This window comes from Nostoc sp. CALU 546, from assembly GCF_048836525.1.
Map to the genome: position 1 here is coordinate 38,757 of NZ_JAWJTF010000068.1, position 16,222 is coordinate 54,978.

Annotated in this window: 7 protein-coding genes; 5 read left to right on the forward strand and 2 right to left on the reverse strand. The window is 41.6% G+C overall.

Features of this window, described 5'->3' with window-relative positions; all coding sequences use genetic code 11:
- Positions 1–56 precede the first annotated feature (56 nt).
- Positions 57–998 carry an N-acetylmuramoyl-L-alanine amidase gene (locus RRG12_RS27495; RefSeq protein ID WP_420761356.1) on the reverse strand — a complete coding sequence of 314 codons (942 nt, stop codon included), beginning with the start codon at positions 996–998 and terminating at the stop codon, positions 57–59.
- Between the two features lie 655 nt (positions 999–1,653).
- On the opposite strand from RRG12_RS27495, the gene RRG12_RS27500 reads away from it, so the two are divergent.
- From RRG12_RS27500 to bchH, 3 genes are all read left to right on the forward strand, one after another.
- A complete protein-coding gene (locus RRG12_RS27500; protein ID WP_069071658.1) occupies positions 1,654–2,808 on the forward strand; it encodes an L-histidine N(alpha)-methyltransferase in 1,155 nt (384 codons plus the stop codon).
- Between the two features lie 14 nt (positions 2,809–2,822).
- The gene (locus RRG12_RS27505; RefSeq protein WP_420761357.1) at positions 2,823–3,422 is read left to right on the forward strand and encodes a hypothetical protein; all 600 of its coding nucleotides are present in this window, start codon (positions 2,823–2,825) and stop codon (positions 3,420–3,422) included.
- An 87-nt stretch (positions 3,423–3,509) separates the two neighbouring features.
- Positions 3,510–7,199: a magnesium chelatase subunit H gene (gene bchH / locus RRG12_RS27510; protein WP_420761358.1), complete on the forward strand. Its 3,690-nt coding sequence runs from the start codon at positions 3,510–3,512 to the stop codon at positions 7,197–7,199.
- Positions 7,200–7,514: 315 nt separating this feature from the next.
- Here bchH and RRG12_RS27515 read toward each other — a convergent pair whose 3' ends face one another.
- Positions 7,515–9,026 (reverse strand): glycosyltransferase family 39 protein, encoded by a 1,512-nt coding sequence (locus RRG12_RS27515; protein ID WP_420761359.1) that lies wholly within the window; start codon positions 9,024–9,026, stop codon positions 7,515–7,517.
- An 830-nt stretch (positions 9,027–9,856) separates the two neighbouring features.
- Between RRG12_RS27515 and RRG12_RS27520 the strand changes: the two genes are divergently transcribed.
- Together RRG12_RS27520 and RRG12_RS27525 are read left to right on the forward strand one after the other, a co-directional pair.
- The gene (locus RRG12_RS27520; RefSeq protein WP_420761360.1) at positions 9,857–10,297 is read left to right on the forward strand and encodes a hypothetical protein; all 441 of its coding nucleotides are present in this window, start codon (positions 9,857–9,859) and stop codon (positions 10,295–10,297) included.
- Positions 10,298–11,135: 838 nt separating this feature from the next.
- Positions 11,136–16,222, forward strand: a 5,087-nt coding sequence (locus tag RRG12_RS27525; RefSeq protein ID WP_420761361.1) for a HAMP domain-containing protein, incomplete at its 3' end; no start/stop codon positions are given.

Sequence of the window (16,222 nt, forward strand, 5' to 3'; positions counted from 1 at the left end):
CTGAGTACAGGTTCAGTGGTGGGTAGTTTACGCTTTACACTTCAAACAGCTTTAGTCTAACCGATTAATTTCTGCCAGCTAGCAGGCCCGATAATACCATCGGCATCTAAACCATTTTGCTTCTGAAAGTTCTTAACTGCAACCTCTGTTTGCGGGCCATAGACGCCATCATTATCAACTCCTAAACGGTATTGCAAGTATCTGACAACTGCACCACCAGCATGGTTTGGTCGGATAATTCGCTTTGCCAAAATTAGATTGATAGCATTCCATGTAACTGTGTCAGCAATTCCAGTCGGCTGAACTCCAACAATAGTCTGAAATTTTTCTGTGGCGGATCTTGTGTTAGCCCCAATGAAGCCATCTTCTACTAAAACCTTACCATTTCTATCAGTTATTTTGAATCTATTTAAGGCTTTTTGCAGTCTGAGAATAGTTTCATCTACATTATCTTCTTCATCTTGTACAGGGGGAACAGGAGCACTTGGCAATTTACCAGTTAAGCCTTTAACAATTGCATTAGCCATTGTTTCTGGATTAAAAAGATTCATATCTTTTTGCGAATCAATGAAGCAACATTCTATCAAGATAGCAGGCATATTTGTATTTTTCAGGACATACAAGTGGGAACCACTCTTAACACCGCGATTAAAAAATCCCAACTTGACGATTTCATCTAATACAGGTTTAGCGATTTTTCTCCCATTTTCGCTAGTTGCAAATACTTCTGTGCCATTGGCTTGTCTGTTAAAAGCATTAAAATGAATCGAGACGTAAATATCTACTCTACTGGCATTAGCTGTAGAACATCTTTTTGATAGTGATTCCGTGACTGTTCTAGCACTACTTGGTTTACATACTACGACTTCATGTCCTAAAGCTCTTAACTTAGCAATAACTCTATTACCTACATCTAGAGTTAAATTATCCTCAACTTTGATTCCTCTAGCTCCTGTGTCTGGTGGACAATTGTGCCCACTATCAATTCCAATTTTCATGATTTCATCCTCAACTTACTTATTTTTATGCTAGTTCAAAACTTTTACAATTATAGAGACAAAGTTTTGTTAATAAATTTGTTGAAGTACTTGTTAGCAACACCTGCATTATTTTCAGCATTACTACGCTAGTAAACAAAATAAGTTTTTGTGCGAACCTGAACAGCAAATTTTATGTGTGAAATTCACTAATCCAAAGTGTATTGCCACAAAAAACACAACCATTATAATTTATCAATATCGGGAATAACCAGTTAATTTTTGCAATAAATTGCAATGCGGTAATTGCCTCCATTATTCAGATAATAACTCTTTATAAAAGTAGAAAGCTATGACAAATGTACCTAGTAAACTGTGGCGGAACTTTATTTAGGGCTTAAGCACCTTATTAAGTCCTAAGTCTTGTTAATTGAGATGGTGCATAGGTTTACACTGTGCTGTAGTAGTTCGATGCCCAAATCCCTAGACCGAACGCACCCTTTGATGTGAACGTGGGCTGATAAAGTCGTAAAGTATTTACAGACTCTACCCTAGGCTTTTTGTTAACCCTGAGCAGCTTAACACATAATGCTTTACAGTATTAACTAATACCTGATGGCTTCTAGACATCTGCGGGAGATTAATCAGATAAACTGCTCAAGAAACGAGGCTCAACATGGGATCTTTAAATTTTGTGAAGTTACTGGAGAATTCCATCAATGAACCCGGTTTAGGGTGGACTCTCTGCTTTATAGGGGAAGATCAATCTAACAAACTTGCAGAACTCACGCAGGAATTGAGAGGCGAATTTTCCACCACAGGCGATGGAAAAGAGATTTTATCTGGTTTTTCCTATTGGGGAATAGGCCCAACGATCGCATGGGATCATGCTTGCAATGATCGATTCTATCTCGTGATGAAAGAGAGTATAGAGTCTTTTAGATATCGATGGCATCAAATTCATTCTAATAATATCAGAGATCAGAAATATCATTATGTAAGTTTAGGTGTCGGCACAGGTGAAAAAGACCAAAATATTTTAAGTTTATTACTCAACTCAAATCCCGATTTACTCTATTTTCCAGTTGATATGAGTTCGGAGATGTTAAGGCTAGGTGTGCAACGGTCAATTCGAGGTTCACAATTGCAAGGTAGTCATGTGCTGCCAATTCAAGTTGACTTTTCAATCGAGAGAAATGTTGACAAATTACGAAAACTACTAGATAAAGTCATCAATGATAGTCCTGTACTATTTTCTCTATTGGGAAACACATTAGCTAATTTTCAACGAGATACAGAACTGCTGGAAAGTCTTTCTAAGTTAATGCGACCTGAGGATAGGCTACTCCTAGAAGTAGCAACCACTGAAGATTTAAGCGAAGAAGCAGCCCAAAAGGCAGCGAAAGAGTACGCTAAAACTAGGTCTTTTAAAGAGTTTGTCACAAGTGCATTGCTGCAAAACACTGATTTACATATCGATTTGAATAGTGTATTTTTTGATGGTTCTATAGAGACTGATAGAGGAATTTTAATAAAAATCCTGTATCGTAACCTCACTGGAAACAAAATTGAAGTGGTGTTACCTGACCGGTCAGTAATGAATTTTGAAGACCAAGATACGATTCGTTTGCTTCTAACTCGGAAATATACTTCTAATGGTATCGACAAAGCTATATCAGACAGTAAGCTAGTGCTTGTTGATAGGCTACATACAGTATTGGAACCACGTTTGAAGAATGGATTTGGTATGGATTTAATCTTAGTTGCCCCTGACTCTTCAGGAATTAACAAGAATTCTTCTGTAGCAAATAGTATATGGTCTAAACGGTAAGATGTGATATGAGTATGAAAAACTTAGTAACCTTTATCACGTTTTTCCCTTTACTTCTAGGATTTATTCTAGCTGCCGTCTGGTGGACTCAGGGAGGAAGTTTTGAGTCACTACTGACAGGCTTGGGATTATTAGCAACAATTACTGGGATTTTTGGCGAACGATGGGCATCAGCTAACGAAAAGAGGATAGAATTTCTGCGTGCTTTACTGAATGAGTGCAGATCAAATGAGGTAATTTTATCTGATAGCCGCTTCAACCCAAACTCGCATAAGCCGGGACGACCAATAGTCTTTCCGCGATTAATTATATCTGTTACCGAAACAGCACTAGCATCTAATGTTTTTGCAGAACGTCAAGATAGAGAGTTGTTTGCGCTTATACATCAATGGCGACATACTGCTAATGAGTTTAACCGGAGATTAGATATTACCGAGTTGCGTACATTCACAAACCTGTCGCCACAAGAAATTCGTTCACTATACGAAGCACTACAGGAATCAAAAGAGTTCAATGAAGCACTGAATTTGACTCAACACATCACAACTTTTTTGAAATCAAACTATCTAAAAGGCTTTGGTGATAGTGAAGTTTTAACTCCTTCAAGGAACTAATGACCGGAATCTGTGGGTAGATATTTAACAATCAGCCTGAAAGCAAGTTTAAAATTTAAGTAAAGAAATATTTCGTAGCTTACAGGCATGAAACGCATCGTCTTGGTTGCTGGGTTTGAATCGTTCAACGCTGACTTGTATAGAAAAGCAGCCTTTTTGGCTAACTCTCGCTGTCTGGAGTTGGATATTCGGGTATTTAGCGATCGCGATCTTACCAACAAACGCACTGAGGTAGAAGCAGCACTCGATGGCGCTGATGTGTTTTTCGGCAGCCTCCTATTTGATTATGACCAGGTTGTGTGGTTGCGCGATCGCATTTCCCAAATTCCCATCCGCCTAGTCTTTGAGTCAGCCTTGGAATTGATGAGTTTAACCAAGTTGGGGGACTTTGCCATTGGCGACAAACCCAAAGGAATGCCCAAACCAGTTAAATTCATCCTCGACAAATTTAGCAACGGACGAGAAGAAGACAAACTTGCTGGTTACATCAGCTTCTTAAAAATTGGCCCCAAGCTACTGAAATACGTCCCAGTGCAAAAAGTCCAAGACTTACGCAACTGGTTAATTATCTATGGTTACTGGAATGCTGGCGGCCCAGAAAACGTCGCTTCATTATTCTGGACACTGGCAGAAAAATACTTGGGTTTAAAAGTCGGCGACATTCCCCCGCTAGTCGAAACCCCCAACATCGGATTACTCCATCCCGACTATCAAGGATTTTTTGAATCGCCCCGCGACTATTTGGAATGGTATAAAACCCATTGTAGAGACGCGATTCATCGCGTCTCTACAAAACCGATTGTTGGGATTTTACTCTACCGAAAACACGTCATCACCAAACAACCCTACATTCCCCAACTGATTCGCAGTTTTGAAAAAGCCGGCTTAACTCCTTTACCCATCTTCATCAACGGCGTAGAAGGACACGTAGCAGTACGAGATTTGATGACAACCGACTATGAAATTCAGCAACGACAACTAGGTAATATAGAGACAGCCTCACTTTCTAGTGAAGCAGTAAAAGTAGATGCGATCGTTTCGACAATTGGCTTTCCTCTGGTGGGTGGCCCGGCTGGTTCAATGGAAGCAGGCCGTCAGGTGGAAGTAGCAAAGCGCATCCTCACAGCCAAGAATGTTCCTTATATTGTTGCAGCACCACTATTAATTCAAGATATTTCCTCGTGGACACGCCAAGGTGTCGGCGGATTGCAAAGTGTGGTGTTGTATGCTTTACCAGAATTGGATGGGGCGATTGATACCGTTCCCCTCGGTGGTTTGGTCGGCGAAAATATTTATCTGGTTCCCGAACGGGTGCAGCGATTAATTGGTAGGGTGAAAACTTGGGTGTCTTTGCGGCAAAAACCTGTATCAGAACGCAAGATTGCGATAATTTTATATGGGTTTCCTCCAGGTTATGGCGCTGTGGGTACAGCTGCATTATTAAATGTGCCGCGTAGTTTGCTGAAGTTTCTCCACGCACTCAAAGAACAAGGTTATACCGTGGGGGATTTACCGGAAGATGGGGAAGAATTGATTCGCTGGGTGAAAGAAGCGGATGAAGCTAATCCTCTTGTGGGTGTAGATAATGATACTCATATTGCCCACTCTACAAATAGTGTAAACGTCCGCACATTAGAAAAATGGCTGGGATATCTGCAAACCTCGCGCATCGAAAAACAATGGAAATCTCTCACGGGAACTGGAATTAAAACCTATAGTGATGAATTTCAGATTGGCGGTGTGCAATTAGGAAATGTGTGGATAGGTGTACAACCACCTTTGGGGATACAAGGCGACCCCATGCGCTTAATGTTTGAACGAGATTTAACACCCCATCCGCAATATGTTGCTTATTATAAATGGCTGCAAAATGAGTTTCAAGCTGATGCTCTAGTTCACTTTGGAATGCATGGAACAGTGGAATGGTTGCCTGGTTCTCCTTTGGGTAATACTGGTTATTCTTGGTCAGATATACTGTTAGGAAATTTGCCTAATCTATATATATATGCAGCAAATAATCCTTCTGAGTCTATGTTGGCAAAACGTCGCGGTTATGGTGTATTAATTTCTCATAATGTGCCGCCTTATGGTCGTGCAGGTTTATATAAAGAATTGGTGTCATTGCGAGATTTAATCTCGGAGTATCGGGAAGATCCGCAAAAGAATTATGTGCTTAAAGAAGGGATTTGTAAAAAAATTGTGGACTCTGGTTTAGATGCAGATTGTCCGTTTGAAGATGCGAAAAAGTTAGGTATAGCCTTTACTCCCGAAAATATTCGGATGTTTAGCACTCATGCTTTTGATGATTATTTGGTGGAGTTGTATGAATATTTGCAAGTTTTAGAAAATCGGTTGTTTTCTTCTGGGTTGCATACATTGGGAGAAGCACCAAATGAAGAGGAATTAGGGTCGTATTTGGAGGCTTATTTTGGGGATGAGAAAGGAATAACTGAAGAAAGAGAAGAAGAGGAAAGACTAATAAGAAATTTGTTGATGCAATCTACGGATGAGTTAACGAATTTATTAAGGGGTTTGAATGGAGAATATATTCCGCCTGCGCCTGGTGGAGATTTATTGCGGGATGGGGCTGGTGTGTTACCAACTGGGAGAAATATTCATGCTTTAGATCCTTATCGGATGCCTTCACCTGCTGCATACCAACGGGGGCGAGAAATTGCTCAAAAAATTATCGCCCAGCATTTGGATGAACATGGGAAATATCCAGAAACGGTGGCGGTGATGTTATGGGGATTAGATGCAATTAAAACGAAGGGGGAATCTCTGGGGATTCTGCTGGAATTAGTGGGGGCTGAACCTATTAAGGAAGGAACTGGCAGAATTGTTCGTTATGAATTGAAACCGTTGATGGAAGTTGGCCATCCCCGCATTGATGTTTTAGGTAATTTATCTGGGATTTTCCGGGATAGTTTTGTAAATATCATCGAATTGTTGGATGATTTATTTCAACGGGCGACTGATGTTGATGAATCGGAAGATCAGAATTTTATTAGGAAACACGCTTTAGCTTTAAAAGCCCAAGGTGTGGAAAATGCATCAGCGAGATTGTTTTCTAACCCGGCGGGTGATTTTGGTTCTTTGGTAAACGATCGCGTTGTGGATGGTAACTGGGAATCTGGTGAGGAGTTGGGGAATACTTGGCAAAGTCGCAATGTATTCAGCTACGGGAGAGAAGACAAAGGTCAAGCTAGACCAGAAGTTTTGAATACGTTGTTAAAAACTAGCGATCGCATTGTTCAAGAAATCGATTCGGTAGAATATGGTTTAACGGATATTCAAGAATATTACGCCAACACCGGCGGTTTGAAAAAGGCGGCAGAAAAACAAAGCGGTAAGAAGGTTACAACTAGTTTTGTGGAAAGTTTCTCGAAAGATACTACACCCCGCAATTTAGATGATTTGCTGCGAATGGAGTATCGCACCAAATTGGTAAATCCCAAATGGGCGCAAGCGATGGCCAATCAAGGTTCTGGTGGTGCATTTGAAATTTCCCAACGGATGACGGCGTTGATTGGTTGGGGTGGTACTGCCGATTTTACCGATGATTGGGTTTATGACCAAGCCGCAGATACTTATGCATTGGATGCAGAGATGGCGGATAAATTGCGTAAGGCAAATCCTGAAGCTTTTCGCAATATTTTAGGGAGAATGTTGGAGGCGCATGGGCGGGGTTTCTGGGAAGCTGATGGTGATAAGTTAGATAAATTGCGCCAATTGTATGAGTTGACAGATGAGGAGTTGGAAGGAGTGACGGTTTAGTGAATTGGGTACATTAGTGTACGTCAGCATTTGATGTCTGTCTTAGAGGTTATTTGAAAAGTGTTTCGCTGTGACTTTAGACACTTTTAGATCCCCCTAAATCCCCCTTAAAAAGGGGGGCTTTGAGAATTTTTTGCCCCCCTTTTTAAGGGGGGTTGGGGGGATCTAAAGGCTGTGAAGTAATTTTCAATACTTGTGTGTACACCGTAGCCTTTTTAAGGGGGAAACCAGAATCAAAGTCTCCTTTTTATCCGGGAATTTAGGGGGGTCTAAAATTTTTGATGCCGACAAGAGGACTTTTCAAACATCCTTTTATCAATTCAAAATATACCAAATACCATCATTCCTTTTGGATAAAATACGATATCTTTTCTCAATCAATTCTAGAATCTTGGGAAACCCTTTTTTAATGCCACTTTCATCGTTATCACTAATAAATATATAAGGAGGCTTGGATAAATCTAACTCCTGTAGAAGTTGTGGCCATTGCTCAGATAGAAACAATTCCAGTGACCATCCATTTAATGATGTTGCTTGAGTCCGACCAGATAAGTAGTAAAGAGACGGGTCACCAGCAACAAAAATCTCACCAGGTAAACTTCCTGGTTGAGAGAGAAACTCAACCTCAGAACGAAGCAATGTATAGTCTTCTCTAAATACATTCTGATATTTAAATCGTGTATCTTCAGTTAAAGCAAAATTATTCTTCACTAAAGCCACACCCTTGAATTGGAAATTTAATAATAAAGGTAATAAAAATAAAAATGACACCAGAATCTTAATTCGTCGTGAACTCAATTCCTTGAAAGGCTGCCATAATATATCTAAACCTTTAGTTGCTAAAATACCTGTAGGCACAAATAATAGTAAATAATGGTAGCTCCATAGTGACCTGGTTTGTATAACAATAATACCCAGCCCTAAAACAAACCAAACAACAAGTAACAAAGTCAATAAATTCTTACCCTTACGCAAGGATACATTGACTGCAACAATAGCAATTAAAACTAAAGTTACAAAATTCTTTAAGAACCATGCTGTTCCAAAAACTAACTTAAATATATTAAAAGTGCCATCAGCAACCACTTGCCTGGGATATACAAAAAATGTCTTATATACAATTGATAAACTATTAACCCCGGCAAAGTAGCTGACAACAACTAGAATGGGAAAGATAAGTCCTAGAAAAAGTGGTAAGCAAATTTCAATAAAGATTTTTTGAAATTTTTGATGTTTTATCAATACAGAATGGAGCAATATTGTTAGCCAGAAAGCAAGCAAAATAGGCAGAAAGACTAATTTAAATATCAGGACGATTCCACCCATAAAGCCTGATATTAAAAGTTTAATAAATCTCGGCTTGCCTTCATGATTAAAAGATTGATAAGTTAGCCAAAGGCATATAAATAAAGGAAAACCAACTAGTCCTTCTACTTGAGTAAATTGCCGATGATATGAAGAAATATAGTAAACACCAACCGTTAACAAAGGTACTAAGCTTGCAATTATTCGATTCTGAAAATAAGTTCTTAAAGTCAGTTGCAATATTATAGAGAAAAGCACCATATAAATAAGTTCAAATATATGGATGCCAATCTCATTAAAACCAAACAAGTTTCCTGCTAAAAAATAAAAGTAATAAATTCCAGGTTGCTTTAGATCCCAAAAATCCCGATAGAGTACTTTTCCTTGTTGCATCTCCAAAGCACCTGTTGTAAATAGTGCTTGATCTCCTGAAAATGGAAAAGGTAAATGTATCAAACCAATTATGACAACAGAAATTAAAACCAGAAAGTCAATTTTGCTTAATTTAGGAAGATTAATCATGAAAATTTACTCCTGTTGAATAAATATAATATAGGACTTACGCATTGACAGAAAATACCAAATATGGATTTTTTGAAAAAGCACGTCTGTCGTAGGGGTTTAGCACATTGCTCATTGGTGTCAACTTAAGCTAAAACCCTTTTCAAATCTCGTTTTCAGCCTCTAGCTGGAAATGCGGCTCCTGGCGGCTCTGCCGCCAGTAAGCGAGGCGGAGCCTCAACGACGAGCATTCCCAGTCGGAGACTGGGAACGAGGCAAATGGGCTAAACCTTAGCTATCCGCTCACAGAATGAATTTTGAACTTCATAGTGGATAGCGCCGGCGGTAAGCGAGTCCGCGTACTCTGTAAGAGTTGCAAGCTACGCTTTTAGCATCTCGTAGAGAGCGTCTTCATTCTGAATTCTGAATTCTTCTTCTTAAGGCTATGAAAATTTAAACATTTGCAGCTAATGTTACTTCATTTATAAGAAAGGCTTAAGTTTTTCTTGCAAATGTATAAGCCATTGCAACAAACGCTTAATACTTTGCAACAAATGTTCTTCCATATATAAGAAAGGCTTAAGTCCTTCTTGCAAATGTATAAGTCGTTGCTGCAATTGTTTAATACTTTGCAACAAACGTTATTCCATATATAAGAAAGGCTTAAATCATTGCAGCAATTGTTGTAACGAACTTATGTATCTATTTATTGCCGGAAATAAAATATAGTCTAAGTGAAATTAACTAAATTTTTTGAGATGCAATCGCAACTGATTTGCTATATTTTCCCATGACAATTAGAAATATTTTGGTATAAAACAGTACTAATAACCTAGTAGCAGAGATGCATTATGGCACGTCGTAAAAGAAATTCCAGCATTTTAGAACGAGCCGATCGCCGGATTGAAAGTTTGCAATCTATCAGTGTAGAACTTGACTTTGGCGAAGGATTGACTATCCAAGCTTACACCATGACAATTAACGATCTCCGGTCTAAGCTTGCTGCTTACAACACTGCATTATCTACAATTGACAAACTTACAGATGACGTGAATAACGCAGAAAAGGCTGTAATAGCGATGTCAGAAAAAATGTTACTAGGAGTTGGCAGCCGTTACGGTAAAACCAGCCCACAATACGAGATGGCAGGTGGTGCGCGACGAGGTAATACCAAGAAGAAGCAAAGCGTACTAAGTAATTCCAAACTCACCAATTCTTTAGCAGCTGATTCTGTGAAGCTTTCTTCCACAAATGGATCTATGAATGGGGTGTCGGGTGCGATCGTGAGTTGAATGAAGAGTGCTGAGTTTTATCGAGGATGTTGGAGGCAGAGGGCAGGATAGCGCAGCGGTAGGGGTAAGGGGAAAGAAAAAACCTTTAACCTTTAACCTTTACCCTTTAACCTTTTCCCGAAACCCAATTCCGAGTTAAAAATGCTTTACCTAAGCAGTATTGCACCGTAGCCTTATTAAGGGGGGAACCGGAAAAACATCTATCAAAGTCTCCCTTAATAAGGGGGATTTAGGGGGATCAAGATTATGTGCAACTTCACATAAAATTGGTATAGGACTCATAATCGAATGGCATTAAAAAAAGCCCAAAAGCTTGTGTCGTCTCGTTCCCAGCCTCCAGGCTGGGAATGTATTTAAAAGAGGCTCTGCCTCAATTCAAGCTACTGGAGGCGGAGCCTCCCAGAATGGATTCCCAGCCTGGAGGCTGGGAACTAGTCAGAATCCTTTGAGTTGCCGGATATTTATGACTTTAGCAAACCTCAGTTATCAGTTAGAATTTGTTGATTTGCTGCTTTTCTCAAATTCCAAAAATCAAAAAACGTAATCTTAATTGTCATTGTGTGTTCTACTGTGCGATGCTGTATTCGCCCACAGTTGATGCTGCATAACAGTGTCCCACTAGCTATCATTAGCTAAGTGGGATGTCAGATACGACGGCAATACTATTTAGTTTGCAGTCTTTATTAACTGCTTACACTCGCACCCATCAAAATTAGTTTAATCCACTTTCTATTCCCTACTCCCTATTTTTATCCGCATTACCTAAAAGTTATCTCACTAGGTACGGGGTGCAAAAAATACAAAAAATTCCTCAAGATTCAAGATTAAGGATAAGGCTATGGCAACCGAACAGTTAACTAGAGACAGCGACAATCTAGATTTAAATCAGCTATTGAGAACGCTGAATGCTGTTAAACAGGGTGACTTCTCGGCTCGGATGCCCATAGATCATACTGGTGTGGCGGGGAAAATTGCTGATACGCTCAATGATATTATTGATCAAAATGAGCGGATGGCGGCAGAGCTACAACGGATTGGTAATGTTGTCGGCAAAGAAGGCAAAATTGCCGATCGCGCCTCTCTCGGAAATGTTCGCGGTTCTTGGTCAGATTGTGTTACTTCTGTCAATACTCTGATTACAGATTTAGTTCAACCAACTGCTGAAACTACTCGTGTAATTCGGTCAGTCGCCAATGGTGATTTATCCCAGACGATCGCAACAGAAATTGACGGCAGACCCCTTCAAGGTGAGTTTCTCCAAACTGCTAATATTGTCAACACAATGGTAGAACGGCTTGGTTCCTTTGCATCGGAAGTAACGCGAGTTGCCCGTGAGGTGGGAACTGAAGGAAAGTTGGGCGTTCAAGCCGAAGTCCAAGGTGTGGCGGGTACTTGGAAAGATTTAACTGATAACGTTAACTTGATGGCGGGTAATCTCACCGGACAAGTGCGAAATATTGCCGAAGTTGCAACTGCGATCGCCAATGGCGATCTATCAAAAAAAATCACCGTCAATGTGAAAGGCGAAATTCTGGAACTCAAGAACACCGTCAACACGATGGTGGATCAACTGAATTCCTTTGCATCGGAAGTCACAAGAGTAGCGCGTGAGGTTGGAACTGAAGGAAAGTTGGGCGTGCAAGCTGAAGTTAGAGGAGTGGCTGGTACTTGGAAAGATTTAACTGATAACGTTAACTTAATGGCGGGTAATCTCACCGGACAAGTGCGAAATATTGCCGAAGTTGCAACTGCGATCGCCAATGGTGATCTATCGAAAAAAATCACCGTCGATGTCAGAGGTGAAATTCTCGAACTCAAAAACACCATCAATATTATGGTGGATCAACTCAGTTCTTTTGCTAGTGAAGTAACGCGGGTTGCCCGTGAGGTGGGAAGTGAAGGTAAACTGGGCGTTCAAGCAGAAGTCAAAGGTGTAGCCGGGACTTGGAAAGATTTGACCGACAGCGTAAACTTTATGGCGGGAAGCTTAACGGCACAGGTGCGGAATATTGCCGAAGTGACTACTGCTGTGGCAAATGGCGATCTTTCCAAAAAAATCACCGTTGATGTCAAAGGCGAAATTTTGGAGTTGAAAAACACCATCAACACAATGGTGGATCAACTTAGTTCCTTTGCTAGTGAAGTGACGCGGGTGGCGCGGGAAGTAGGAACTGAAGGAAAACTGGGTGTGCAAGCAGAAGTTAGAGGAGTGGCTGGCACTTGGAAAGATTTGACCGACAATGTAAACTCAATGGCCGGGAACCTCACCGATCAAGTGCGAAACATTGCTGAAGTTGCAACTGCGATCGCAAATGGTGACTTATCCAAGAAAATTACTGTTGCTGTCAAAGGCGAAATTCTCGAACTCAAAAATACCATCAATATTATGGTGGATCAACTCAACTCCTTTGCAAGTGAAGTCACAAGGGTGGCGCGGGAAGTGGGAAGTGAAGGTAAATTGGGTGTCCAAGCAGATGTGCGCGGCGTGGCTGGTACTTGGAAAGATTTAACCGACAGCGTGAATTTCATGGCAGGAAGCTTGACGGCACAGGTGCGAAATATTGCCGCCGTTACCACCGCCGTAGCGAATGGCGACTTATCTAAAAAAATCTCCGTTGATGTCAAAGGTGAAATTTTAGAGTTGAAAAATACCGTCAACACGATGGTAGATCAACTCAATTCCTTTGCAAGTGAAGTGACGCGGGTGGCGCGGGAAGTAGGAACTGAAGGTAAATTAGGCGTACAAGCAGAAGTTAAAGGTGTAGCCGGCACTTGGAAAGACTTAACTGACAGTGTAAACTTCATGGCGGGAAGCTTGACGGCGCAAGTGCGGAACATTGCCGAAGTTACCACAGCCGTAGCAAACGGCGACTTATCTAAAAAAATCACCGTCGATGTCAAAGGTGAAATTCAGGAACTTAAAAACACCATTAATACAATGGTGGATCAGCTAAATTCCTTTGCATCAGAAGTTACCAGGGTTGCCCGCGAGGTGGGAACGGAAGGTAAATTGGGTGTGCAAGCTTACGTCAGAGGAGTTGCTGGAACCTGGAAAGATTTAACAGACAACGTGAACTCAATGGCGGGAAACCTCACCGGACAAGTTCGCAACATCGCCGAAGTTACGAAAGCGGTAGCAAATGGCGACTTATCTAAAAAAATTACCGTCGATGCCAAAGGCGAAATTTTGGATTTGAAGAACACCACCAACACGATGGTAGATCAACTCAGTTCCTTTGCAAGTGAAGTGACGCGGGTGGCGCGGGAAGTAGGAACTGAAGGTAAATTAGGCGTACAAGCAGAAGTTAAAGGTGTAGCCGGCACTTGGAAAGACTTAACTGACAGTGTAAACTTCATGGCGGGAAGCTTGACGGCGCAAGTGCGGAACATTGCCGAAGTTACCACAGCCGTAGCAAACGGCGACTTATCTAAAAAAATCACCGTCGATGTCAAAGGTGAAATTCAGGAACTTAAAAACACCATTAATACAATGGTGGATCAGCTAAATTCCTTTGCATCAGAAGTTACCAGGGTTGCCCGCGAGGTGGGAACGGAAGGTAAATTGGGTGTGCAAGCTTACGTCAGAGGAGTTGCTGGAACCTGGAAAGATTTAACAGACAACGTGAACTCAATGGCGGGAAACCTCACCGGACAAGTTCGCAACATCGCCGAAGTTACGAAAGCGGTAGCAAATGGCGACTTATCTAAAAAAATTACCGTCGATGCCAAAGGCGAAATTTTGGATTTGAAGAACACCACCAACACGATGGTAGATCAACTCAGTTCCTTTGCAAGTGAAGTGACGCGGGTGGCGCGGGAAGTAGGAACTGAAGGGAAATTGGGCGGACAAGCGCAAGTCCAAGGTGTCGCGGGGACTTGGAAAGATTTAACAGATAACGTGAACTCGATGGCGGGGAACTTAACAGCCCAAGTACGCGGTATTGCCAGAGTTGTGACAGCCGTTGCTAACGGTGACTTGAAACGGAAACTGATGCTAGATGCCAAGGGAGAAATTGAAACCTTGGCAGAGACAATCAACGAGATGATTGATACCCTAGCGACATTTGCCAATCAAGTAACCACAGTGGCGCGGGAAGTGGGAATTGAAGGGAAATTGGGTGGACAAGCGAGAGTACCGGGGGCGGCTGGGACTTGGAAAGATTTGACAGATAATGTAAATGAACTTGCTGCGACACTGACAACTCAGTTAAGAGCGATCGCAGAAGTTGCTACAGCTGTAACTAAAGGTGATTTAACTCGTTCAATCGCCGTCGAAGCATTAGGCGAAGTAGCAATACTCAAAGATAACATCAACCAAATGATTGCCAACCTGCGGGAGACAACGCAGAAAAATACCGAACAAGACTGGTTGAAAACTAACCTAGCCAAGTTTACCCGAATGCTCCAAGGTCAGCGAGACTTGGAAACCGTATCTAAATTAATTCTCTCAGAACTAGCACCTTTAGTAGGAGCGCAACACGGCGTATTTTTCCTCATGGAGTCTGGGGACAATATGCCGTATTTGAAACTAATTAGTAGCTATGCTTACCGCGAACGCAGACATCTAGCTAACCGCTTCTTCTTGGGTGAAGGTTTGGTGGGACAATGCGCCCTAGAAAAAGAGCGAATACTGCTGACGGAAGTACCAAACGATTATGTCAAAATTGCCTCTGGTTTAGGAGAAGCCACGCCCCTCAATGCCGTGGTGTTACCTGTATTGTTTGAAGGACAGGTGACAGCAGTGATTGAATTAGCCTCCTTTCGCCGCTTTAGCGAAATTCATCTGACATTCTTCGACCAGCTTACCGAAAGTATAGCGATCGTCCTCAACACGATCGCAGCATCGATGCGAACGGAAGAATTACTCAAGCAATCCCAATCTTTAGCCGAAGAACTACAAACCCAACAAAGCGAACTCCGAGAAACCAACCAGCGTTTAGAACAACAAGCCCAATCACTCAAAGCCTCCGAAGATTTACTCAAAGGACAGCAAGAGGAACTGCAACAAACCAACGCCGAATTAGAAGAAAAGGCAGAATTGTTAGCTCAACAAAAGAAAGAAGTCGAGCGCAAAAATCGTGAAATTGAACAATCAAGACTGTCTTTAGAAGATAAGGCGGAACAACTCGCCCTTTCTTCAAAATACAAATCAGAATTTCTCGCCAATATGTCCCATGAACTACGGACACCGCTAAACAGCTTGTTGATTTTGGCCAAGTTGTTAACAGATAACATCGATCACAACCTCACCGCCAAGCAAGTCGAATACAGCCAAACAATTTACTCAGCCGGTACTGACTTGTTGACCTTAATCAATGACATTCTGGATCTCGCCAAAATCGAATCTGGAACGATGTCCATTGACATGACTCAAATGCCATTAGGAGAGTTGGGTGATGTAATTGAGCGCAACTTCCGGCAAATTGCTCAGAGTAAAGGACTTGCTTTTGCAATTGAATTTGCTCCCGAATTGCCAAACACCATCTATTCAGATATAAAACGTATACAACAGGTGTTGAAAAATCTCCTTTCCAACGCTTTTAAATTTACAGAGCAAGGAGAGGTACGCTTACGGATTGCGGTAGCCAAGCTGGGCTGGAGCAACGATCATCAAACTTTAAATAGTGCCCAGATGGTAATTGCCTTCTCAGTCAGCGATACAGGCATTGGTATTCCCCCCGAAAAACAGAAAGTGATTTTTGAAGCATTCCAGCAAGCCGATGGCTCTACCAGTCGCAAATATGGCGGCACCGGATTAGGCTTATCAATTAGCCGTGAAATTGCTCGTCTCTTCGGCGGTGAAATTAAACTCATCAGTCAACCCGGTGAAGGTAGCACCTTTACATTCTATTTACCACAATTTAGTGCTGAGTCTAGATCGGCACTCCCCACTCCCCACTCCTCACTCCCCACCCCCCACTCCCC